We start from the raw sequence: 20,565 nt of genomic DNA, 5'->3' as shown, positions 1-20,565 counted from the left end.
CCTCCGTCACGCCTCCGGTCAGTCGCGCACCCAGGCGGCGACCCACCACAGGACGCCGTAGGGGGCGTCGGCATAGGGCACCGAGACCCGCCACGGGCCGCCCAGCGTGTCGCCGAGGTCGGCGAGCACTCCGATGCCGCTGGCCCACAGCTCGGCCCCCAGATCGGCGTCCAGCGCCGCGAGGCGCCGCCCGTCGCCGGACCGGATCGCCAGGTCGACCACGTCGTCGAAGTCGAAGGCCCGCTCGTCGAGGTGCCCCGGGGCCTTCTCGCTGCGCTTGGCGCTGCCGTTGGCCATGACGAGGACGACGTCGGCCTCCGGCTCGATCCGCCCGGAGAAGCCGGCGGCGTCCAGCAGGGCCCGCGCCACGGGCTCGGCGAAGGGGTCCTGGCCGACGATCGCCACCGCGTCGGCGTCGGCGGTCATCGCGCGGACGACGCCCGTCGCGGACGCGCGCAGCTCGGCCACGGGGTCGTGCAGGCTCGCGTACCGCGGCAGGAGAGCCGGGACCGGCGGCACGATGACGAGCCGGCGGATCACGCGAGCCCTCGGATCGCACGTGCCGGCGGCCGGCGGCCGGCGATCGTCCAGGCCATGTCGACGACCTGACGCGTCTCGGGCACCTGGTGCACGCGGTAGACCCGCGCGCCGGCCGTCGCGGCGACGGCGGTGGCGGCGAGCGTGCCCAGCAGCCGCTCGCCCACGGGGAGGTCCAACGTCTCGCCGACGAAGTCCTTGTTCGACAGGGACACGAGCACCGGCCAGCCGGTCGCGACCATCTCGTCGAGGCGGCGGGTGACCTCCAGGGAGTGGAACGTGTTCTTGCCGAAGTCGTGCGCCGGGTCGATCAGCAGGCTCTCGGGCGAAACTCCCAGCGACACGGCACGTTCGGCCTGGGCCACCGTGGAGGCGATCGCGTCGGCGACGACGTCCTCGTACTCGATCCGGTGCGGCCGCGTCCGCGGCGTCACGCCACCGGTGTGCGTGCAGACCATCGCGACGTCGAACTCGGCCGCGACCTCGGCGAGCAGCGGATCGGCGCCGCCCCAGGCGTCGTTGAGCAGGTCGGCACCCGCCTCGCACACCGCCCGCGCGACCTCGGACCGCCACGTGTCGACGCTGATGACGACGTCGGGGAAGGCCTCGCGGACCCGCTCGACGAAGCCGACGACCCGCCGCTTCTCCTCCTGCGCGTCGATCTCCTCGCCGGGGGCGGCCTTGATGCCGCCGATGTCGACGATCTCGGCGCCCTCGTCGACGACCTGGCGCACGCGGTCGAAGGCGGAGTCCTCGGCCCACGTGGCACCGCGGTCGAAGAACGAGTCGGGCGTGCGGTTGACGATCGCCATCATCAGCGTGCGGTCGTCGTCGAAGGAGTGCCGTCCCAGGCGCAGGGTCATCGCGCCACCTGCACGGCCGGCGGGCGCTCGGTGACGTCGATGTCGTGGACGACCGGCGCGTACCCCTCCGCGACGGCGCGGAACTGACGCAGGGTGACGTCCGCGGGGACGGCCTGACGGATGCGCTTGAACACCGCGGCCATGAGCTGGACCGACATGGGCCCCAGGTCGTGCAGCGACTGGTGCGAGTGCGCCCGGCGACCGAGGTCGACCTGCGCGATGGCGTCCAGGCCGAGACTGTCGGCGACGTCGATCAACGCCGCCAGCTCGACGCCGTAGCCGATCGGCACGTGCAGCGTCTCGTACACCGAGCGGCGTACCGCCCACTCCCCCGCGAGCGGCTGGACGACCGCCGTGAGCTCGGGTCGCGCCAGCGCCAGCAGCGGGCGCGCGACGAGCTCGGTGGCGCGTCCGCCGCCGTTCGGGTCGTCCGTCGAGCCGGAGCGGAAAGGTCGCTCGTAGAAGCCCTTGACGAGCGCCACCGAAGCGTCGGTGAGCAGCGGCCCGAACAGCGACGGGACGAAGTGCGTGTCCCACTCCGTCAGGTCGGCGTCGACGAAGCCGATCAGGTCGCCGGTGGTGACGAACTGCGCCTTCCACATCGCCTCGCCCTTGCCGACGCGCGTGCCCAGCTCGGGACGGACGGCGGCCAGGGAGTGGACCGTCGCGCCGGCCTCGGCCGCGATCCGCGCGGTGTCGTCCGTGGACTCGCCGTCGATCACCACCAGCTCGTCGACGAGGTCGCAGCGCCGGACGAAGTCCTCGTGGATGCGCCCCACCACGTCGCCGACCGTGGCGGCCTCGTTGCGGGCCGGGATCACGACGCTGAGGCGTTGGCCGGAGGCCCGCTTGGCCTCGAGCAGCTCCTCGACGGTCCACCGCCGGCCCGCGTGGGTCCTGCGGTCGAACCAGGTCTGTGCCACCTGATCACCGTACCCGCGGGTCAACAGGTCTCGTCGTCGACGACCTCTCCGCCGAGCAGCCGCTCGACGAGGAAGCACGCCTGCGTGGGCGACGGAGCGGGACCGTCGGGCCCGGCCGGGGCCTCGACCTCGTCGTAACCCATCGCGGCGATCGTCTCGCGGTGGACGCGCGCGAACGCCGCGGCCCAGTCATGCAGGAGCGCGACCGGCGGGCGGCGCGCCTCCTCCAGCAGGTCGAGCTCGTACGCGTCGGGGACGAGCTCGTAGAGGGAGTGCAACGACCGGTCCGCGCCGGGTCGGCGATCGGCGTCCGCTGAATCCATGCCCCGACGATAGGGGCTCCGGCCGACCGAGACCATCGGCAGAACCGGACGTCCCGAGGAACGAACGAGCCCCCGACCGGTTCGGTCGGGGGCTCGGGTCACGTGGCAGGTAGAGGATTCGAACCTCTGTAGGCAATGCCGGCTGATTTACAGTCAGCTCCCTTTGGCCGCTCGGGCAACCTGCCGCAACAGTCGGCAAGATTACCCCAGCGCTCGGCGAACCCAGAAATCAGGGCGGCTAGGGTGGGGGTCATGGCCGATTCCTCCTTCGACATCGTCAGCAAGATCGACCGCCAAGAGGCCGACAACGCCCTCAACCAGGCGGCCAAGGAGATCGCGACGCGCTACGACTTCAAGAACACCGGCGCGTCCATCGAGTGGAAGGGCGAGTGGGGCATCGAGATCACCGCCAACGCCGAGGAGCGCGCGCTGGCCATCCTCGACGTCTTCCAGACCAAGCTCATCAAGCGCGGCATCAGCCTCAAGGCCTTCGAGGCCGACGACCCGCGCCAGTCGGGCAAGGACGTCAAGATCAACGGCACCTTCGGCGAGGGCATCAGTACCGAGCAGGCCAAGAAGGTCAGCAAGCTGATCCGCGACGAGGGCCCCAAGGGCGTCAAGGTGCAGATCCAGGGCGACGAGCTGCGCGTCACGAGCAAGTCCCGTGACGACCTGCAGGAGGTCATCTCGCTGGTGAAGGGCGCCGACCTCGACTTCGCGGTGCAGTTCACCAACTACCGCTGAGGACGGCGCACGGCGGCGACGACCAGCACTGCCGCCGCGATCATGAAGCACGCGCCGGTCGCGAGGGCCCACGACGCGCTCGTCGCCTCGCCCAGCGCGCCGAGCCCCACTCCCCCGGCGGCGCCCGCGCCCAGGAACGCCATCGACGCCACTGACAGCGCGGTGCCACGCTGGGCGTCGTCGACCCGGCGGTGGACGAGCGAGTTGTACATCGCGCCCGACGACGTGTGCACGAGGTAGCAGAGCCAGTAGCCGGCGACGAGGATCCCGACTCCCGTGGCCGCCGCCATGGCGACCAGCCCCAGGCCCTCCACCACGAACAGGGTCGGCGTCAGGACGGCGGGTCCGACCGAGTTCAGCAGCCGCGTCGTGATCGCCGCTCCCAGGGCCGCCAGCCCCCACGCGGCGGACGAGACGACGCCGAGCCGGGACGCCGCCGACGACGCACCGGCTGAGAACTCCGTGAGCCGCACGGGCATGAACAGCTCGAGGGCGGCGACGCCGAGGCCCACGAGCACCATCGAGGCGGACAGCAGCCGCAGATGCCGCCCGAAGGCCACCCGCACGCCGGAGACCAGGGACGCGCGCCAGGCCGCTCCGGACGGCCGTGCGCTGCGGGCGACCGAGTCCATGAGGCGCCAGGCGCAGACGATCTGGACGACGACGATCCCCATCGCGACGAGGTAGGGCATCGCGAGCGTGGCCTCGGCGGACCACGGCGAGACCCGCAGCAGCCCGGCACAGATGAGGGCGCCGGCGGCCAGCGAGGCGCTGATCACTCCCCCGGCCGCGGCGAGGCCGCGAGGCACCTCGTCCGCAGCGCCCCGGGCGTGCTCGGCGTCGACGAACCAGGCCTCCAGCGGGCCACTGTCCAGCGCGCGGAACAAGCCGAGGACAGCCCACGCCAGCGCGAACGCCAGGACCGACTGCGCCGTGAACGCCACGCAGTACCCCGCGATCGCCACGACCCCCGAGGCCACGAAGACCGGACGGCGTCCCCACGCGTCCGTGAGCGCACCACTGGGGACCTCGCACAGCAGCACCACCACGCCTTGGGCCGCCATCGCCAGACCCACCTCGGCAACCGTCAGTCCGCGCTCGAGGGGGAGCAGCAGCGAGACCGGCAGCAGGAGACCGGTGGCCAGCCAACGCAGCGCGAGAAGCAGCAGGAAGCGAGTCCGCAGCGTCATGGCGAGACTCTAGGGCGACCCCGCGGTTTCACGCACCCTGCATCGGGTGTTGAGTTACCTCGTGGCGAGCACGAACACCGATTCCCGGGCAGGACTTCTCTACGGCGTCGCGGCCTATCTGTGCTGGGGTTTCTTCCCGCTGTACTGGCCCCTGCTCGAGCCCGCCTCGGCCTACGAGGTCCTGGCCCACCGCATCGTGTGGACCTTCGTGTTCTGCCTCGGCCTGCTGACGATCACGCACAAGTGGCCGGCCTTCCGCGCGATCGTGCGCCAGCGCCGGCTCATGGTGCCGCTGGCCCTTGCCTCCGTGGTCATCACGCTGAACTGGGGCGGCTTCATCTGGGGCGTCACGAACGGCCACGTGATCGAGACGAGCCTGGGCTACTTCATCAACCCGCTCATGACGGTCCTGCTGGGCGTGTTCCTGCTGGGCGAGCGCCTGCGCCGCCTCCAGTGGGTGGCCGTCGCGCTGGGCACCATCGCCGTCGTCGTGCTGACCGTGGACTACGGCCGGCCGCCGTGGATCGCGCTGCTGCTGGCTACGAGCTTCGCGACCTACGGGTTCCTCAAGAAGCGGGCCAACCTCGGCACGATCGAGGCGCTGTCGGTCGAGACGACGATCCTCACGCCGTTCGCGGTGGCGTTCCTGATCTTCCTGCAGGTGCGCGGCACGCTGGTCTTCGGCCACGACGGCACGCTCAACGCGGTCCTGCTGATCGGCACGGGCATCGTCACGGCCATCCCGCTGCTGATGTTCGGTGCCGCGGCGACGCGCCTGTCGCTGACGACGATCGGCATCCTGCAGTACCTCGGACCGATCCTGCAGTTCATCTTCGGCCTGACCATCTTCGGCGAGCAGATGGGCACCGCCCGCTGGGTCGGATTCGTGATCGTGTGGTCGGCCCTGGTGATCTTCACCTACGACGCCCTGCACACGCATCGGCGCAACCGCCGGCTGGCCGACGAGTGCGCCGCGGACTCCACGGCGATCTGAGCCCTCAGCGCCAGCGCGACGACGGACGCGACCGCAACCCGATCCGCTGCTCCAGTTCGGCCACCTCGTCGACGACGTCCCCACACACCCAGACCCGGTAGCGCTCAGCACCGGTGATCTCGCGGAGCACGCCGGCCTCGACCAGGCGCCCGATGCCGCGCAGGGTGTTGTTCGCGGTGGTGTTGGTGATCTTCTCGGCTGCCTCCAGGTCGATGACCGGATGCCGGAGCAGACCTCCGAGCAGCGTGAGCGCGGCGGACCCCTTGCGGGGGTTCGCCTGGTCGATCCATTGGGCGGGCAGCTCGGCCAGCCGCACCGCGGACTGGTCGGCGGCCTTGGCCGCGACAGTCGCTGCGTTCGCGGTGTACGACACCCAGGCGTCGAGATCACCGCTGCGGTAGCGGGCCAGGTGCTCGAAGTAGTCGTCGACGTCGGCGAGCATCGCGGCGGCGATCGGCACGGTGATGGTGCTGGTGACCCCACGGCGGCGAAGCACGGCGCCGATGAGTGCTCGGCCGGTGCGGCCGTTGCCGTCGTTGAACGGGTGGATCGCCTCGAACTGGGCGTGGCCGATGGCGGCCTGGGCGACTGCGGCGACGTCCGTGCGTCCGCAAAAGCTGAACAGGTCGGCCATGAGCGGCTCGACCATCCGGTGCGGGGGCGGTACATGGACAGCACCCAGAGGGCTGTGGTCGGACCCGCCGATCCAGTTCTGGACGGTCCGGTACTTGCCGGCGCTCGCGCCCTCCAGCAGGACGTCCTCCATGAGCGCGCGGTGCGTTGCGAGCAGCGCCTCCTCGGTGATGCCGTCGGCGTCGGCGTGCGCGGTCATCGTGGCGATCGCGCGTGCCGCGTTGATCGTGGACTTGGCGCGCTCCCCCGCCTCGGCGCCCAGGCTGGCCCGGGCGAGCTCGTCGAGGTCGGCGTAGATGCGCTCGATCTTGCTCGATGCGCTCGCCTCGGTACGTACGAGCATGTCGCTCATTCCGGCCAGCGCGTGTCCCTTGGCGTCGAGCCGGGCGATGGCCACGGCGGCCTCCTCGCACGCGGCTACGGTCTCCTGGTCCAGCACGAGATCCAGCTGGGCGATCTCGGCCGGCACCTCGACCTCAATGGAGGTCAGCTCCCTGTCGGCCCGCGGCGGCCGGGCGCCGTTGGCTCCAGGCTGGTGGGGATTGGTGTACCAGCGCTCGATCATCTTGGTGACGCCGGGCCAGCGTGGTGCCGCCGAAGGCGCGAACGCGTCGCCTGCTTGGGGGCCGCGTGAGACCTCGTCGCCATGGGGTGTCACGGCAGACCGTCGAGGCTGAGACATCGGGTTTCCACCTTTTCAAGGCATGGGTGAAACCTAATGTACCGTTTCGGTTGAAAAGAGGAATAGTCAAGGAGGGATTCCTCGTTAGTCCATCCCAGCGGCAGGGCGCCAGGACCAGCGCCACCCCCTCCCGAGCGTCAGCCGAGGCGGTCGGTGGCGCGGGTGCAGATCTCGTCGAGCGCGTCGCGGGCTGCGCCCTCGGGCAGCTTGGCGAGCAGGGTGCGAGCGGCGTCGGCCTCGGCCCGGACGTAGGCACGCGCCTCGTCCATCGCCGGGTGCTCACGCAGGGCTCGGATGACCCACTGCACGTCGTCCTCGTCGGCGATCGGGCCGGCCAGCAGCTCGCGGAGCCGCTCGTCGCCGTTCACGGGCGAGGCCTGGACCAGCAGGGTCGGCAGCGTCGGCACGCCCTCACGCAAGTCCGTGCCGGGCACCTTGCCCGAGTCGCCGGCGTCGCTGGCGACGTCGATGATGTCGTCGGCCAGCTGGAAGGCGATGCCGATGCGCTCACCGAACTCGAGCAGCGTCTGCTCGACGTCGGGACCGGCGCCGGACATCATCGCGCCGAACCGGGCCGCCGTGGCGATCAGGGAGCCGGTCTTGTCGGCCACGACCGACAGGTAGTGCTGGAGGCGATCCTCGTCCGGGCCGGGGCCCAGCGTCTCGCGGAGCTGTCCGTGCACCAGCCGCGCGAAGGTCTCGGCCTGGATCCGCACGGCCTCGGGACCGAGGTCGGCCACGAGCGAGGACGCCCGGGCGAACAGGAAGTCGCCGACGAGGATCGCGACGGAGTTGTCCCAGCGCGCGTTCGCACTGGGCGCACCGCGGCGCATGGACGCCTCGTCCATGACGTCGTCGTGGTAGAGCGTCGCGAGGTGGGTCAGCTCGACGACGACCGCGGCCGGCACGATCTGCGGCGCGGCCGGGTCGCCGAACTCGGCGCACAGCAGCGTCAGCAGCGGCCGGAACCGCTTGCCACCGGCCTGGAGCAGGTGCGAGGAGGCCTCGGCGACCAACGGCTCAGGACTGTGGACCGAGCGCGCCAGCAGGTCCTCGACCCGGGTCACCCCGTCCGACACCCGCTGTTCCAACGCGCCATCCGCGAACGACCCCACGCTGGCCACGTGCCACTTCCTTCCGATGACCGCCGACGACATGCCCTGCTAGCGCACGAAGGCGCCGGCGTTCTGGACCAGGTCCAGGACAGGACCCGGAACCACGCCCAGCACGACCGTTGCGATCACGGCCAAGGCAATGACCACGGTAGTCGGCACACCCGCGACGGCCACGGTCGGGCCGTCGCCGACCGGCTCGGTGAAGAACATCAGGACGATGAACCGCACGTAGAAGTAGGCGGCGATCGCGCTGCACAGCACGCCGAACACGACCAGCAGCCACGCTCCGCCGCCCCAGGCGGCGCTGAAGACCGCCCACTTGCCGATGAATCCGGCGGTCAGCGGGATGCCCGCGAACGAGAGCATGAACAGGGCGAACGAGCCGGCCAGGAACGGCGACTCCTTGCCCAGTCCGGCCCACTTGGACAGGTGCGTCGTCTCGCCCGCGGAGTCACGGATGACCGTGACGATCGCGAACGCGCCGATCGTGCTGATGCCGTAGACCAGCAGGTAGAACAGCACCGACGAGATCGAGGTGATCGCCAGCCCCTCCTGGTCGCCCAGGTAGGCACCCGACAGGCCGACCGTGATGAAACCGGCGTGCGCGATCGAGGAGTAGGCCAGCATGCGCTTCACGTCGGTCTGGCTGATCGCGACGATCGAGCCGATCAGCATCGTGATGACGGCGATGACCCACAGCACGGGACGCCAGTCCCACGAGGCCCCGCCGAACGCGACGAACAGCACGCGCATCATCGCGATGAACGCGGCGGCCTTCGTGGCCGCGGCCATGAAGGCGGTGACCGGCGTCGGCGCGCCCTGGTAGACGTCGGGGGTCCAGCTGTGGAACGGGACCGCGCCGACCTTGAACAGCAGGCCCACCAGCAGCAGGCCGATGGCGCCCAGCAGGATCGGCGTCTCGTCGCCCCGGGCCGACACGGCGGTGTCGATCTCGGTGAGGTTGAGGCTGCCGGCGTAGCCGTACGCCAGCGCGGCGCCGTAGAGGAAGAACGCCGACGCGAAGGACCCCAGCAGGAAGTACTTCATCGCGGCCTCCTGGCTGAGCAGGCGACGACGGCGCGCCACCCCACACAGCACGTACAGCGGCAGCGAGAGCACCTCGAGGGCCACGAACATCGTGATGAGGTCGTTCGAGACGGCGAACAGCATCATGCCCGAGAGCGAGAAGACCGCGAGCGGGAAGACCTCGGTGTGCTCGAGTCGGGCCTGCGTGGCCTCGGCCTCGCCCGGCGAACCGGGAGCGTCGGCCGCGCGGCCGACGAAGTCACTCAGACCACGCTCGTGGCTGCGCTCGGAGAAGAGCAGGAACGACAGCGCGGCGAAGACCAAGAGCATCGCCCAGGTCAGGACACCGGGACCGTCGACGGACACGGCACCCTCGGCGCCGGTGCCGCCCAGGGCCGGCCAGCGGGCCTCGGGGACCTCGTCGAGGCCCAGGTAGACCCACACGCTGAGGCCGAGCGCGACGAGCGTGCCGGCGACGGCGACGACCGCCTGGGTGACGAAGCGGGCACGGCGCGGGACCGTGATCTCGACGATCAGGCCGATCATCGCGACCGCGAAGACCGCGATCAGCGGCGAGAGCTGGCGGTAGTCCAACTCGGCCGCGGCGATGTCGGGGCCGGCCGCCGCGAGGGCGCCGGGCAGGGCGGACGAAAGTGCGCCGATCATTCGTGGGCTCCTTCCGTCTGCTGGGTGAGGTCGATGGGCGCGCGCTGCGGCGGGTCACCGACCCCAACGGTGGTGACCACCGGCTCGACCGCGGGATCGATGACCTGCAGCAAGGGCTGCGGGACGAAGCCCAGGCCGATGATGAGCACGATCGCCGGCGCCATGGCCCCGACCTCGCGCCGTGAGAGATCGTGGAATCCGGCCGTGGCCTCGTTCAGCGGACCGGTCATCGTGCGCTGGTACATCACCAGGATGTAGACGGCGGCCAGCACCATGCCCAGCGTGGCCACGGCAGCGAGCGGTATCGACCGGGTGAAGGTGCCCGCGAGCACGAGGAACTCGGACACGAACGGCGCCAGACCCGGCAGCGAGAGACTCGACAGACCGCCGATGAGCAGGACGCCCGACAGCACCGGGGCGACCTTCTGGACGCCACCGAAGTCGCTGATCCGGGCCGACCCGCGGCGAGCGATGAGCATGCCCGCCACGAGGAACAGCACCGCGGTCGAGAGCCCGTGGTTGAACATGTAGAGCACCGAGCCGGTCATCGACACCGAGGTGAAGGCGAAGATGCCCAGGATGATGAAGCCGAAGTGCGAGACCGAGGTCAGCGCGATGAGGCGGCGCAGGTCGTCCTGGCCGACGGCCAGCAGCGCACCGTAGAGGATGCTGATGACCGCGAGGACGAGCACGACCGGGCTGGCCCACTCCGAGGCCCCGGGGAACAGCTCGAGGCACCAGCGGATCATGCCGAACGTGCCGATCTTGTCGACGATGCTGACCATCAGCACCGAGGTGCCGGGCGTCGCCGAGGCGGCGGCGTCGGGCAGCCACGTGTGCAGCGGCCACAGCGGAGCCTTGATCGCGAAGGCGATGAAGAAGCCCAAGAAGAGCAACCGCTCGGTGGTCTGGGACATCTCGAGGTTCATCAGGTCGGCGTGCAGGAAGCTGGGGCCGCCCTGCTGCGTCGAGAGGACGTACAGGCCCACGACCGAGGCGAGCATGATGAGGCCGCCCGCGAGGTTGTAGATGAGGAACTTCACCGCGGCGTAGCTGCGGTGGCCCGAGCCGTGCGCGCCGATGAGGAAGTACAGCGGGATGAGCGTCGCCTCGAACAGGACGTAGAAGACGAAGACGTCGGTGGCCGCGAAGACGCCGATCGCCAGCGCCTCGAGGACGAGCATCCACGCGAAGTACGTGTTGGTGCGCGCCGGGTCGGCTTCCTTGTCGCGCCAGGACGCGACCAGCACGATCGGCGTGAGCACCGTCGTCAGGAAGATCATCGTCAGGCCGATGCCGTTGACGCCGAGGGCCCAGTGGACGCCCAGCGCCCCGATCCACTCGAGGTCCTCGGTCAGCTGGTAGCCACCGCTGTCGATGTCGAATCGGAACAACAGGGTCAGCGACATCACCAGGGTGAGGATCGAGACACCGAAGGCGACGTAGCGCGCGGTGGCTCCGTCGGACGTCCGCGGGAGCAGGGCGACCACGAGGGCGCCCAACAGGGGAACGGCGATGAGCAGGGACAGCATCATGCGAGCGTCACCGCCAGCAGGCCCAGCAGGACCACGAGAGCACCTCCGAGCACCATCAGTGCATAGGAACGGACAAAGCCGGTCTGCGGCTTGCGCAGCTCACGGGACATACCGCCGATGCCGTCGGCGGAGCCGGTCACGACTCCGTCGAGCACCTTGGCGTCGACCCACACCAGCGCGCGGGTCAAGTGGGTGACAGGCCGCACGACGAGGGTGTCGTTGACGGCGTTGCCGTACAGCTCGGCGCGGCCCGCGCGGGTGAACACCGAGACCTCGGAGTCCGCCGGGGTCTCGCCGGCGATCTCGCGATCGCGGCCGTAGGTGAGCCAGGCCAGCGCGACGCCTGCGGCGACCACCAGCAGCACGATCAGCGTGATCGCGATGACCGGGAGCGGCAGGTCGTGGTGCTCGGTGTGGCCGGTGGCCGGCTCGAGCCAGTCCTCGATCCAACCACCCAGCGCCATGATGCCGGCCAGCAGCGAGAGCGCCGCCAGCACCATCAGCGGGACGGTCATGACCGAGGGCGACTCGTGCGGGTGCACCTCCTCGCGCCAGCGGCGCTGGCCGAAGAACGTCATCAGCATGAGGCGCGTCATGTAGAACGCCGTGACGCCGGCACCCAGCAGAGCGGCCAGGCCGACCCAGATGTTGTGCCCCAGCGCGGCCTCGATGATCTTGTCCTTGGAGAAGAAGCCCGAGGTGCCCGGGAAGCCCAGGATGGCGAGGTAGCCGATGCCGAACGTGTAGAACGTGACCGGCATGACCTTGCGCAGGCCGCCGTAGTGGCGCATGTTCACGTCGTCGTTCATGCCGTGCATGACCGAGCCGGCGCCGAGGAACATGTTGGCCTTGAAGAAGCCGTGCGTCAGCAGGTGGAAGATCGCGAAGGCGTAGCCGGCCGGGCCGAGGCCCGCGGCCAGCATCATGTAGCCGATCTGGCTCATCGTCGAGCCGGCCAGGGCCTTCTTGATGTCGTCCTTCGTGCAACCGATCCAAGCGCCCATCAGCAGCGTGATGACGCCGACGGCGATGACGACGTTGCGGGCCGTGGACGAGGCGTCGAAGATGTCGTGCGACCGCACGACCAGGTAGACGCCGGCCGTGACCATCGTGGCCGCGTGGATCAGTGCCGAGACGGGCGTGGGGCCCTCCATGGCGTCGAGCAGCCAGGCCTGCAGCGGGAACTGCGCGGACTTGCCGCACGCGCCCAGCAGCAACAGCAGGCCGAGCGCCGTGGCGACGTTGCCCGAGACCGAGCCGACCTGCTCGTTGACCGCGGCGATCGAGGTGGTGCCGAACCAGGCGAACATCGTCATGATCGCCAGCGCCAGGCCCAGGTCGCCCACGCGGTTCATCACGAAGGCCTTCTTGGCGGCGGCGGCGGCCGACGGCTTGTGCTGCCAGAACCCGATCAGCAGGTAGGACGCCAGGCCGACGCCCTCCCAACCCAGGAAGAGCACGAGGTAGTCCGCCGCGAGCACGAGCGTGAGCATCGCCGCGATGAACAGGTTCAGGTAGGCGAAGAAGCGGCGACGGCGCTCGTCGTGCTCCATGTACCCGATCGAGTAGACGTGGATGAGCGTGCCGACGCCCGTGATGAGCAGGACGAACAGGCTCGAGAGCGTGTCGAACGTGAAGGAGAAGTCGACGTGGAACGCGCCGGCGTCGATCCAGGTGCCGAGCGTCGTGGTGACCGAGCGGTCACCCTCGTCGCGAGCGGCCAGCTGGGCGAAGAGCACGACGCCCAGCACGAACGACGCGGCAGAGCACGCCGTCGCGATGAGGTGTCCGAAACGGTCGGACTCCTTGCCCCAGGTCAGCAGGAGCGCGGCTCCCGCCAGTGGGATGGCGATGAGCAGCCAGGAAAGGTCCAGCAACGCGAGCTCCTTAGGCCTTGAGCAGGTTCGCGTCGTCGACCGAGGTCGTCCGTCGCGTGCGGTAGATGGACACGATGATGGCCAGGCCGATGGTGACCTCGGCGGCGGCGACGACCATGACGAAGAACGCCGCCACCTGCCCGTCGAGGTTGCCGTGCTGGCGCGCGAACGTGACGAACGCGAGGTTCGTGGCGTTCAGCATGAGCTCGATGCACATGAACACGATGATCGCGTTGCGGCGCACCAGGACGCCCACCGCGCCGATCGAGAACAGCAGCATCGAGAGGGTCAGGTACTCGTTCACTTCGAATCCCCCTCGTCATCGGTGTCGGCCGATTTCGGGACGTCCGGCTTCTCGGTGGTGACCGGTCGCTCGTCGGGGTCGACGTCGACCGCGGCGATCTCGCCGACGACCCGGTTGACGTCCTCGGCGTCGTGCAGCTCGAACTGGTGACGCGAGACGAGCGTGCCGGGGATCGACTCGGGCAACGGGGTGCCGTCGGGCAGCAGGGCCGGGGTGTCGACCGCGTTGTGGCGAGCGAAGACGCCCGGGGTCGGCGCGTTGCCGGGGTGCTTGCCGGACTCGGCGTAGTCGCGCATGCGGCGGGCCTGCAGGTCGGCCTGCGTCGGCGGTGCGACGAGGCGCTCGCGGTGGGCCAGCACCATCGCGCCGAGGACCGCCACGATCATCAGCGCGGCCGTGAACTCGAAGGCCAGCACGTAGTCGGTGAACAGCAGCGAGGCCAAACCGTGCAGGTTGCCGTTCGCGTTCGCCTCGCCCAGGCCGACGACCGCGGAGGACACCGTCTGCGCGATGCCCAGCGACAGCAGCAGCGCGAAGCCGATGCCCACGACGGCGGCCATGACGCGCTGTCCCTTGATCGTCTCGACGATGGAGTCGGCGGTCTCGACGCCGACCAGCATGAGCACGAACAGGAACAGCATCATGATCGCGCCGGTGTAGACGATGATCTGCACCGCGAACAGGAACGGGGCGCCCTGCGCCGCGTAGAGCATCGCCAGGCAGATCATGACGATCGCCAGGCACAGAGCCGCGTGCACGGCCTTGCGGGAGAGGATGAGTCCCATCGCCGCCAGCACCATGACCGGGGCGAGGATCCAGAACGCGGTCACCGGGACTGCTCCGGTCCGCTGGTGGTCTCGACGATCGGCAGCGACTTGCCCCGGTAGTAGTCGTGGTGGTCGTCGCTGATCATCATCTCGTGCGGCGGCTCGACCATGCCGGGCAGCAGCGGCGCGAGCAGGTCGTTCTTCTCGTAGATGAGCGCGGCGCGGTTGTCGTCGGCCAGCTCGTACTCGTTGGTCATCGTCAGCGCGCGCGTCGGGCAGGCCTCGATGCACAGCCCGCACAGGATGCAGCGCAGGTAGTTGATCTGGTAAACGCGGCCGTAGCGCTCACCGGGGCTGAACCGCTCGTCCTCGGTGTTGCTGGCGCCCTCGACGTAGATCGCGTCGGCGGGGCAGGCCCAGGCGCACAGCTCGCAACCGACGCACTTCTCGAGGCCGTCGGGCCAGCGGTTGAGCTGGTGGCGACCGTGGAAGCGCGGTGCCGTGGGCAGCTTCTCGAACGGATACTTCTCCGTCACGGGCTTCTTGAACATCGTCCGGAACGTGACGCCGAAGCCGGCGATCGGGTCCCAGAGGGTCTCCTTGAGCGTACTCATGTCACTCTCCCCCATCCGTGGGTTGCGAGGTGGTCGGTGCGGTGGCAATGGCCTCGCGCTGGTGCGGCAGCGGCGGGACCGGGAAGCCTCCGGCGAAGGCGTCGAACTCCTGTGGCTCGACCACCTCGGGCTCGTCGTCCTCGTCGCGGGTCGGCAGGAAGAACGTGACGACCAGCAAGAGCCCCGCCACACCCGCGGCGATGAGCATCGCGTTCTGGTCGAGCATGTCCTCGACCTGCAGCTTGCGGATGAACGCCAGGGCGACGATCCAGCCGAGCGCGATCGGAATGAGCCACTTCCAGCCGAAGTGCATGAACTGGTCGTAGCGCATGCGAGGCAGCGTGCCACGCAGCCAGACGAAGAAGAAGATGAACGCGAGCGTCTTGCCGAAGAACCACAGGACGGGCCAGTAGCCCTCGTTCGCGCCCTCCCAGATCTGGGCGATGCCGAACGGGGCGCGCCAGCCGCCGAGGAACATCGTCGTGGCCAGCGCCGAGACGGTGACCATGTTGATGTACTCGGCCAGGAAGAACATCGCGAACTTGAACGACGAGTACTCGGTGTGGAAGCCACCGACCAGCTCGCCCTCGGCCTCGGGGAGGTCGAAGGGGGCGCGGTTGGTCTCGCCGACCATCGCGATGACGTAGATGATGAACGACGGCAGCAGCGGGATGAAGAACCAGATGTCCTCCTGCGCCGCGACGATCTCGGAGGTCGACATCGACCCGGCGTAGATGAAGACCGCGACCAGGGACAGGCCCATCGCGACCTCGTAGCTGATCACCTGGGCGCTGGAGCGCAGGCCACCGAGCAGGGCGTAGATCGAGCCGGAGGACCAGCCGGCCAGCACGATGCCGTACACGCCGACCGAGGTGACGGCCAGGACGTACAGGACGGCGACGGGCAGGTCGGTCAGCTGCAGCGGGGTCTCGTGACCGAAGAAGTTCACGACCGGGCCGAACGGGATGACCGCCCAGGCCAGGAACGACGGCACGACCGCGATGATCGGCGCGACGTAGTAGACGACCTTGTCCGCGGCCTTGGGGAAGATCTCCTCCTTGAGGCCGAGCTTCACGCCGTCGGCGAGGCTCTGCAACAGGCCGAAGGGGCCGTTGACGTTCGGGCCGATGCGGTGCTGCATCCGGGCCACGACGCGTCGCTCGAACCAGATGTTGAACAGCGTGTAGAGCACCAGGAAGACGAAGATCAACAGTGCCTTGAGGGCGACGACCCACCCGGGGTCGTTGCCGAAGAGCTGGTCCAGAGTCATGCCGCGCCTCCCGCCAGGCTGACCCGGCCGCCGTGTCCGACGCCGAGGGCGGCGCCCAGGTGGACGCCGGAGTTCGTGGGTGCCCAGACGACGCCGTCGGGCAGGTCCGCGACCTCGGCGATGAGGTGCGCCGATCCGGACGGGCCGGTCAGGGTGGCCGTCGTGCCCGGCTCGACGCCGTGGACCGCGAGGGTCGCCGCGTTGGCGCGCAGCACCGGGACGCGGGCGGTGAGCCGGTAGGTCTCGGCCCCGTCCTGCAGGCGACCGTCGTCGATCATCAGCTTCCAGGTGTCGAGGACGAGCGTCTTGGAGACCAGCTTGGGGGCACCCGGCTTGCGGCCGCGGAACGGCGCCCGCTTGCCGTCCCAGGGGCCGAGCTCGTGCCATTCGGCGGCGGCGTCCTGCGGGGTGCGCAGGCCGATGGGCCGGCCGAGCTCCTCGGCGATGCCGGCGAGGACCCGCACGTCGGGCAGGGCGCGCGACTCGAAGAGAACCTGGTCGAAGGGCCGCAGGCGCCCCTCCCAGTTGATGAAGGTGCCGGCCTTCTCGACCGGGGGCGCGACCGGCAGGACCACGTCGGCCAGCGCGGTGACCGCGGACTCGCGGACCTCGAGGCTGACCAGGAAGTCCACCGAGCGCAGGGCGTCGCGGGCCAGGGCCGGGTCGGGCAGGTCGTCGACGTCGACGCCGGCCACCACGAGGGCGCCGAGCTCGCCGCTGGCTGCCGCGGCGATGATCGCCTCGGTGTCCAGGCCGGGCTCGGCGGGCAGGCTGGGGACGCCCCAGTCGGCCGCGACGTCGGCGCGTGCCTCGGCCGAGGCCACGGGGCGGCCGCCGGGCAGCAGGTTCGGCAGGCAGCCCGCGTCGAGCGCGCTGCGGTCGCCGGCACGACGCGGGACCCAGGCCCAGCGGGCACCGGTCTCGGTGGCGCGGGCCGCGACGGCCGAGAGGGCGCCGGGCACGGTGGCCAGTCGCTCGCCGGCGAGGATCACGCTGCCCGCCGGGAGGTCGAGGGCCGCCAGGGCCGCCGCCTCGCCGCCGGGGACGGCCGGCACGAGGGTGCCGTTCATCTTGGTCAGGCCCCGGGTCGTGTGGCTGGCGATCGCGATGACCTTGACGCCCTTGCGGCTGGCCTTGCGCAGGCGCAGGAACAGGGTGCCGGCCTCGTCCTCGGGCTCGAGGCCCACGAGCACCACCGTGTCGGCGCGCTCGAGGTCGGCGAAGCTGACGCCGACGGGCGTGCCGGCGACCTTGGCCGCGAGGAACTCGGCCTCCTCCTTGGAGGTGGCGCGGGCCCGGAAGTCGATGTTGTTCGTGCCGAGGGAGACGCGCGCGAACTTGGCGTACGCGTAGGCGTCCTCGACCGTGAGCCGGCCACCGGTCAGGACGGCCTTGCCGGCCGCCGCCGCGAGACCGCGGGCGGCGACGGCGAGGGCGCCGGGCCACGAGGTGGGCTCGAGCTCGCCGGTCTGCGGGTTGCGCACGAGCGGCGTGGTGAGCCGGTCGGCCTGGCGCGACCAGGTGAACGCGAAGCGGTCCTTGTCGGTGATCCACTCCTCGTTGACCTCGGGGTCGTCACCGGCGAGACGGCGCATGACCTTGCCCCGGCGATGGTCGACGCGGATCGCCGAGCCGCAGGCGTCGTGCTCGGAGACCGAGGGGACGCTGATCAGGTCGAACGGGCGCGAGCGGAACCGGTAGTCGGCGCTGGTCAGCGCACCGACCGGGCAGATCTGGATCGTGTTGCCGCTGAAGTAGGAGCCGAACGGCACGTCCGGCGCGATGCCGATCTGCTGCTGCGCACCGCGCTCGAGCAGGGCGATGAACGGGTCGCCGGCGATCTCGGACTGGAAGCGCGTGCAGCGCTGGCACAGGACGCAACGCTCGCGGTCGAGCAGGACCTGGCTGGACAGCGCGAGGGGCTTGGGGAACAGCCGCTTCGTCTCGATGAAGCGGGACTCGGCCGCACCGTGCGACAGCGCCTGGTTCTGCAGGGGGCACTCGCCGCCCTTGTCGCACACCGGGCAGTCGAGCGGGTGGTTGGCCAGCAGGAACTCCAAGATCCCCTCCTGCGCCTTCTCGGCGACCGGCGAGGTGACCTGGGTGCGCACGACCATGCCGGGCGCGGCCTCGATCGTGCACGAGGCCTGCGGCTTGGGCATGCCCCGGCCGTTGCCGGCGTCGGGGATCTCGACCAGGCACTGGCGGCAGGCGCCGACGGGCGCGAGCAGGGGGTGGTCGCAGAAGCGCGGGATCTCGGTGCCGATCAGCTCGGCGGCGCGGATGACGAGGGTGCCCTTGGGGACACTGACCTCGACGTCGTCGATCGTCAGCGTGATGAGCTCGACCGGCGTCGTGTCGGCGCCGTTGGACTCGGTGAGCGTCATCGGACGCCCTCCTTCGCGAACAGGGTGGAGGCCGCGGGCGGGAACAGGTCGCGGCTGGGCGTGGTCATGCCGGCCTCGAACTCCTCGCGGAAGTACTCGATGGCCGACGTGATGGGGCTGGTGGCGCCGTCGCCGAGGGCACAGAAGGCGCGGCCCAGGATGTTGTCGCACAGATCCAGCAGCAGCTCGATGTCGCCGGGCTGGCCCTGGCCGTCGTCGATGCGACGCAGCGTCTGGACGAGCCACCACGTGCCCTCGCGGCACGGCGTGCACTTGCCGCAGGACTCGTGCTTGTAGAACTCGGTCCAGCGCAGGACGCACCGCACGACCGACGTGGTCTGGTCGAAGATCTGCAGGGCGCGGGTGCCCAGCATCGAGCCGGCGGCGCCGACTCCCTCGAAGTCCAGGGGGACGTCGAGGTGCTCGGCGGTGAGGATCGGGGTGGACGAGCCACCGGGGGTCCAGAACTTCAGCTCCGAGCCGGGCCGCATGCCGCCGCCGAGCTCGAGCAGCTCGCGCAGCGTGATGCCCAGCGGAGCCTCGTACTGGCCCGGACGGGCGACGTGTCCCGAGAGGCTGAAGATGCCGTGGCCCTTGGACTTCTCGGTGCCCATCGACGCGAACCAGTCGGCACCGCCGGCGATGATGCCCGGCACCGAGGCGACGGACTCGACGTTGTTGACCACCGTCGGGGAGGCGTACAGACCGGCGACCGCGGGGAACGGCGGGCGCAGACGCGGCTGGCCGCGGCGGCCCTCGAGCGAGTCGAGCAGCGCCGTCTCCTCGCCGCAGATGTACGCGCCGGCACCGGCGTGGACGATCAGGTCCAGGTCGTAGCCCGTGCCGTGGATGTCGCGGCCCAGGTGGCCGGCGGCGTAGGCCTCGCGCACGGCGGCGCGCAGGCGGCGGATGACGTGCAGGACCTCGCCGCGCACGTAGATGAACGCGGTGTGAGCCCGGATGGCGCGCGAGGCGATGATGACGCCCTCGACCAGCACGTGCGGGTTGGCCATCATGAGCGGGATGTCCTTGCAGGTGCCCGGCTCGGACTCGTCGGCGTTGACCACGAGGTACTTGGGGTTCGGGTTGTCCTGCGGGATGAAGCCCCACTTCATGCCCGTGGGGAAGCCGGCGCCGCCACGGCCGCGCAGGCCGGCGTCCTTGACCTGCTCGATGATGGCATCCGGCTCCATCGTCAGCGCCTTCTCCAGGCCGCGGTAGCCGCCGCGAGCCGTGTAGGCGTCGAGCGTCCAGGCGCGGTCGTCCGCCCAGTTCGCGGTCAGGACCGGAGTCAGTACGTCAGTCATGGGTCGCCTCGCTCTCGTCCGGGTCCTCGCCGCCACGGACGTCGGCCGCGGACTGCTCGACCACGTTCTCGCTCTCGGCACGCCGGGTGTCGGCCTCGTCCACGGCCTGGGCCGTGGACTCGCGCGTCGCCTCGGCGCCCGAGGCGTCCAGCGGCGGAGCCGACCAGCCACGCTCCGCGGCGATCTCGAGGCCCGCCAGCGAGGCCGGACCGGCGGCCGGTCCCTCGTCGACCAGGCCGTCCTCGAAGCCGCCGATGACACGCTCGGCCTCGCGCCACGAGGTGATCGTGGCGCCGCGGGTGGACTGGACCGTCTCACCGGCACGGAGCCGGTCGACGACCTCGACGGCCGACTCGGGGGTCTGGTTGTCGAAGAACTCCCAGTTGACCATCATCACCGGCGCGAAGTCGCAGGCCGCGTTGCACTCGACCTTCTCGAGCGTGATCTGGCCGTCCTCGCTGGTCTCGTCGTTGCCGACGTCCAGGTGGCCGCAGAGCCGCTCGAAGATCTCGTCGCCGCCCATGACGGCACACAGCGTGTTGGTGCAGACGCCGACGTGGTGCTTGCCCATCGGGCGGCGCTTGTACATCGTGTAGAAGGTCGCCACGGCGCTGACCTCGGCCTCGGTCAGGCCCAGGATCTCGCCGCAGACGGCGATCCCCTCGGACGTGACGCGGCCCTGATCGGCCTGCACCAGGTGCAGCATCGGCAGCAGCGCACTGCGGGCCTGCGGGTATCGCCCGGCCAGCTCGTGCAGATCGGCGATCGTCTGGTCCGACAGCCCCTCGGAAATCTGGTCCGTCACGAA

The 20,565-nt window shown here is 70.3% G+C and carries 19 protein-coding genes and 1 tRNA gene; 2 read left to right on the top strand and 18 right to left on the bottom strand.

Translation table 11 applies throughout. The features are described 5' to 3' along the window. Positions 1-18: 18 nt before the first annotated feature. From H9L21_RS02190 to H9L21_RS02170, 5 genes are all read right to left on the bottom strand, one after another. Positions 19-540 (bottom strand): class III extradiol ring-cleavage dioxygenase family protein, encoded by a 522-nt coding sequence (locus tag H9L21_RS02190; RefSeq protein ID WP_255467134.1) that lies wholly within the window; start codon positions 538-540, stop codon positions 19-21. After that, positions 537-1,400, bottom strand: a complete 864-nt coding sequence (gene folP / locus H9L21_RS02185) for a dihydropteroate synthase (RefSeq protein WP_154595868.1) — start codon at positions 1,398-1,400, stop codon at positions 537-539. The genes H9L21_RS02190 and folP overlap by 4 nt, the downstream gene beginning before the upstream one ends. Continuing rightward, positions 1,397-2,323 (bottom strand): glucosyl-3-phosphoglycerate synthase, encoded by a 927-nt coding sequence (locus H9L21_RS02180; protein WP_187411717.1) that lies wholly within the window; start codon positions 2,321-2,323, stop codon positions 1,397-1,399. Before H9L21_RS02180 ends, folP begins: the two co-directional genes overlap by 4 nt. A 20-nt stretch (positions 2,324-2,343) precedes the next feature. Then, the gene (locus tag H9L21_RS02175) at positions 2,344-2,646 is read right to left on the bottom strand and encodes a hypothetical protein (RefSeq protein ID WP_154595870.1); all 303 of its coding nucleotides are present in this window, start codon (positions 2,644-2,646) and stop codon (positions 2,344-2,346) included. 103 nt (positions 2,647-2,749) lie between these two features. Next, positions 2,750-2,831: transfer RNA gene (locus H9L21_RS02170), tRNA-Tyr, on the bottom strand. Positions 2,832-2,898: 67 nt separating this feature from the next. On the opposite strand from H9L21_RS02170, the gene H9L21_RS02165 reads away from it, so the two are divergent. Further along, positions 2,899-3,390 carry a YajQ family cyclic di-GMP-binding protein gene (locus H9L21_RS02165; RefSeq protein WP_187411716.1) on the top strand — a complete coding sequence of 164 codons (492 nt, stop codon included), beginning with the start codon at positions 2,899-2,901 and terminating at the stop codon, positions 3,388-3,390. Here the strand turns inward: H9L21_RS02165 and H9L21_RS02160 are convergent. After that, positions 3,381-4,580, bottom strand: a complete 1,200-nt coding sequence (locus H9L21_RS02160; protein WP_154595872.1) for an MFS transporter — start codon at positions 4,578-4,580, stop codon at positions 3,381-3,383. The genes H9L21_RS02165 and H9L21_RS02160 overlap by 10 nt on opposite strands. Before the next feature lie 61 nt (positions 4,581-4,641). On the opposite strand from H9L21_RS02160, the gene rarD reads away from it, so the two are divergent. Next, positions 4,642-5,574 (top strand): EamA family transporter RarD, encoded by a 933-nt coding sequence (gene rarD / locus H9L21_RS02155; RefSeq protein WP_187411715.1) that lies wholly within the window; start codon positions 4,642-4,644, stop codon positions 5,572-5,574. A gap of 4 nt (positions 5,575-5,578) precedes the next feature. Here rarD and H9L21_RS02150 read toward each other — a convergent pair whose 3' ends face one another. From H9L21_RS02150 to nuoE, 12 genes are all read right to left on the bottom strand, one after another. Continuing rightward, the gene (locus H9L21_RS02150; protein ID WP_222865826.1) at positions 5,579-6,865 is read right to left on the bottom strand and encodes a Fic family protein; all 1,287 of its coding nucleotides are present in this window, start codon (positions 6,863-6,865) and stop codon (positions 5,579-5,581) included. Positions 6,866-7,026: 161 nt separating this feature from the next. Next, a complete protein-coding gene (locus H9L21_RS02145) occupies positions 7,027-8,013 on the bottom strand; it encodes a polyprenyl synthetase family protein (RefSeq protein WP_255467133.1) in 987 nt (328 codons plus the stop codon). A gap of 39 nt (positions 8,014-8,052) precedes the next feature. Beyond that, a complete protein-coding gene (nuoN, locus tag H9L21_RS02140) occupies positions 8,053-9,696 on the bottom strand; it encodes an NADH-quinone oxidoreductase subunit NuoN (protein ID WP_154595874.1) in 1,644 nt (547 codons plus the stop codon). Further along, on the bottom strand, positions 9,693-11,231 hold the full coding sequence (locus H9L21_RS02135; RefSeq protein ID WP_154595875.1) for an NADH-quinone oxidoreductase subunit M: 1,539 nt from the start codon (positions 11,229-11,231) through the stop codon (positions 9,693-9,695). Before H9L21_RS02135 ends, nuoN begins: the two co-directional genes overlap by 4 nt. Further along, positions 11,228-13,108, bottom strand: a complete 1,881-nt coding sequence (nuoL, locus tag H9L21_RS02130; protein WP_154595876.1) for an NADH-quinone oxidoreductase subunit L — start codon at positions 13,106-13,108, stop codon at positions 11,228-11,230. The genes H9L21_RS02135 and nuoL overlap by 4 nt, the downstream gene beginning before the upstream one ends. Before the next feature lie 10 nt (positions 13,109-13,118). Continuing rightward, positions 13,119-13,412 (bottom strand): NADH-quinone oxidoreductase subunit NuoK, encoded by a 294-nt coding sequence (gene nuoK / locus H9L21_RS02125; RefSeq protein WP_187411714.1) that lies wholly within the window; start codon positions 13,410-13,412, stop codon positions 13,119-13,121. Continuing rightward, complete coding sequence (locus tag H9L21_RS02120; RefSeq protein ID WP_187411713.1) at positions 13,409-14,242, bottom strand: NADH-quinone oxidoreductase subunit J; 834 nt, start codon at positions 14,240-14,242, stop codon at positions 13,409-13,411. The genes nuoK and H9L21_RS02120 overlap by 4 nt, the downstream gene beginning before the upstream one ends. Next, complete coding sequence (gene nuoI, locus H9L21_RS02115; RefSeq protein WP_154595877.1) at positions 14,239-14,793, bottom strand: NADH-quinone oxidoreductase subunit NuoI; 555 nt, start codon at positions 14,791-14,793, stop codon at positions 14,239-14,241. Before nuoI ends, H9L21_RS02120 begins: the two co-directional genes overlap by 4 nt. Before the next feature lies 1 nt (position 14,794). Next, the gene (gene nuoH, locus H9L21_RS02110) at positions 14,795-16,063 is read right to left on the bottom strand and encodes an NADH-quinone oxidoreductase subunit NuoH (protein WP_154595878.1); all 1,269 of its coding nucleotides are present in this window, start codon (positions 16,061-16,063) and stop codon (positions 14,795-14,797) included. After that, complete coding sequence (locus H9L21_RS02105; RefSeq protein WP_154595879.1) at positions 16,060-18,450, bottom strand: NADH-quinone oxidoreductase subunit G; 2,391 nt, start codon at positions 18,448-18,450, stop codon at positions 16,060-16,062. Before H9L21_RS02105 ends, nuoH begins: the two co-directional genes overlap by 4 nt. Next, positions 18,447-19,757, bottom strand: a complete 1,311-nt coding sequence (gene nuoF / locus H9L21_RS02100; RefSeq protein WP_154595880.1) for an NADH-quinone oxidoreductase subunit NuoF — start codon at positions 19,755-19,757, stop codon at positions 18,447-18,449. The genes H9L21_RS02105 and nuoF overlap by 4 nt, the downstream gene beginning before the upstream one ends. After that, a complete protein-coding gene (gene nuoE, locus H9L21_RS02095) occupies positions 19,750-20,562 on the bottom strand; it encodes an NADH-quinone oxidoreductase subunit NuoE (RefSeq protein ID WP_187411712.1) in 813 nt (270 codons plus the stop codon). Before nuoE ends, nuoF begins: the two co-directional genes overlap by 8 nt. Positions 20,563-20,565 lie beyond the last annotated feature (3 nt).

This window comes from Aeromicrobium senzhongii, assembly GCF_014334735.1.
Taxonomy (GTDB): Bacteria; Actinomycetota; Actinomycetes; order Propionibacteriales; family Nocardioidaceae; genus Aeromicrobium; species Aeromicrobium senzhongii.
Note: the sequence above shows the minus strand (reverse complement) of the source record. Positions and strands in the feature narration are given on the sequence as shown.

What these genes read in the sequence shown, in the direction of transcription:
- folP (WP_154595868.1), bottom strand. Translation starts at nt 1,400, where the DNA reads ATGACCCTGCGCCTGGGACGGCACTCCTTCGACGACGACCGCACGCTG.
- H9L21_RS02175 (WP_154595870.1), bottom strand. Translation starts at nt 2,646, where the DNA reads ATGGATTCAGCGGACGCCGATCGCCGACCCGGCGCGGACCGGTCGTTG.
- H9L21_RS02165 (WP_187411716.1), top strand. Translation starts at nt 2,899, where the DNA reads ATGGCCGATTCCTCCTTCGACATCGTCAGCAAGATCGACCGCCAAGAG.
- H9L21_RS02160 (WP_154595872.1), bottom strand. Translation starts at nt 4,580, where the DNA reads ATGACGCTGCGGACTCGCTTCCTGCTGCTTCTCGCGCTGCGTTGGCTG.
- nuoN (WP_154595874.1), bottom strand. Translation starts at nt 9,696, where the DNA reads ATGATCGGCGCACTTTCGTCCGCCCTGCCCGGCGCCCTCGCGGCGGCC.
- H9L21_RS02135 (WP_154595875.1), bottom strand. Translation starts at nt 11,231, where the DNA reads ATGATGCTGTCCCTGCTCATCGCCGTTCCCCTGTTGGGCGCCCTCGTG.
- nuoI (WP_154595877.1), bottom strand. Translation starts at nt 14,793, where the DNA reads ATGAGTACGCTCAAGGAGACCCTCTGGGACCCGATCGCCGGCTTCGGC.
- nuoH (WP_154595878.1), bottom strand. Translation starts at nt 16,063, where the DNA reads ATGACTCTGGACCAGCTCTTCGGCAACGACCCCGGGTGGGTCGTCGCC.
- H9L21_RS02105 (WP_154595879.1), bottom strand. Translation starts at nt 18,450, where the DNA reads ATGACGCTCACCGAGTCCAACGGCGCCGACACGACGCCGGTCGAGCTC.
- nuoF (WP_154595880.1), bottom strand. Translation starts at nt 19,757, where the DNA reads ATGACTGACGTACTGACTCCGGTCCTGACCGCGAACTGGGCGGACGAC.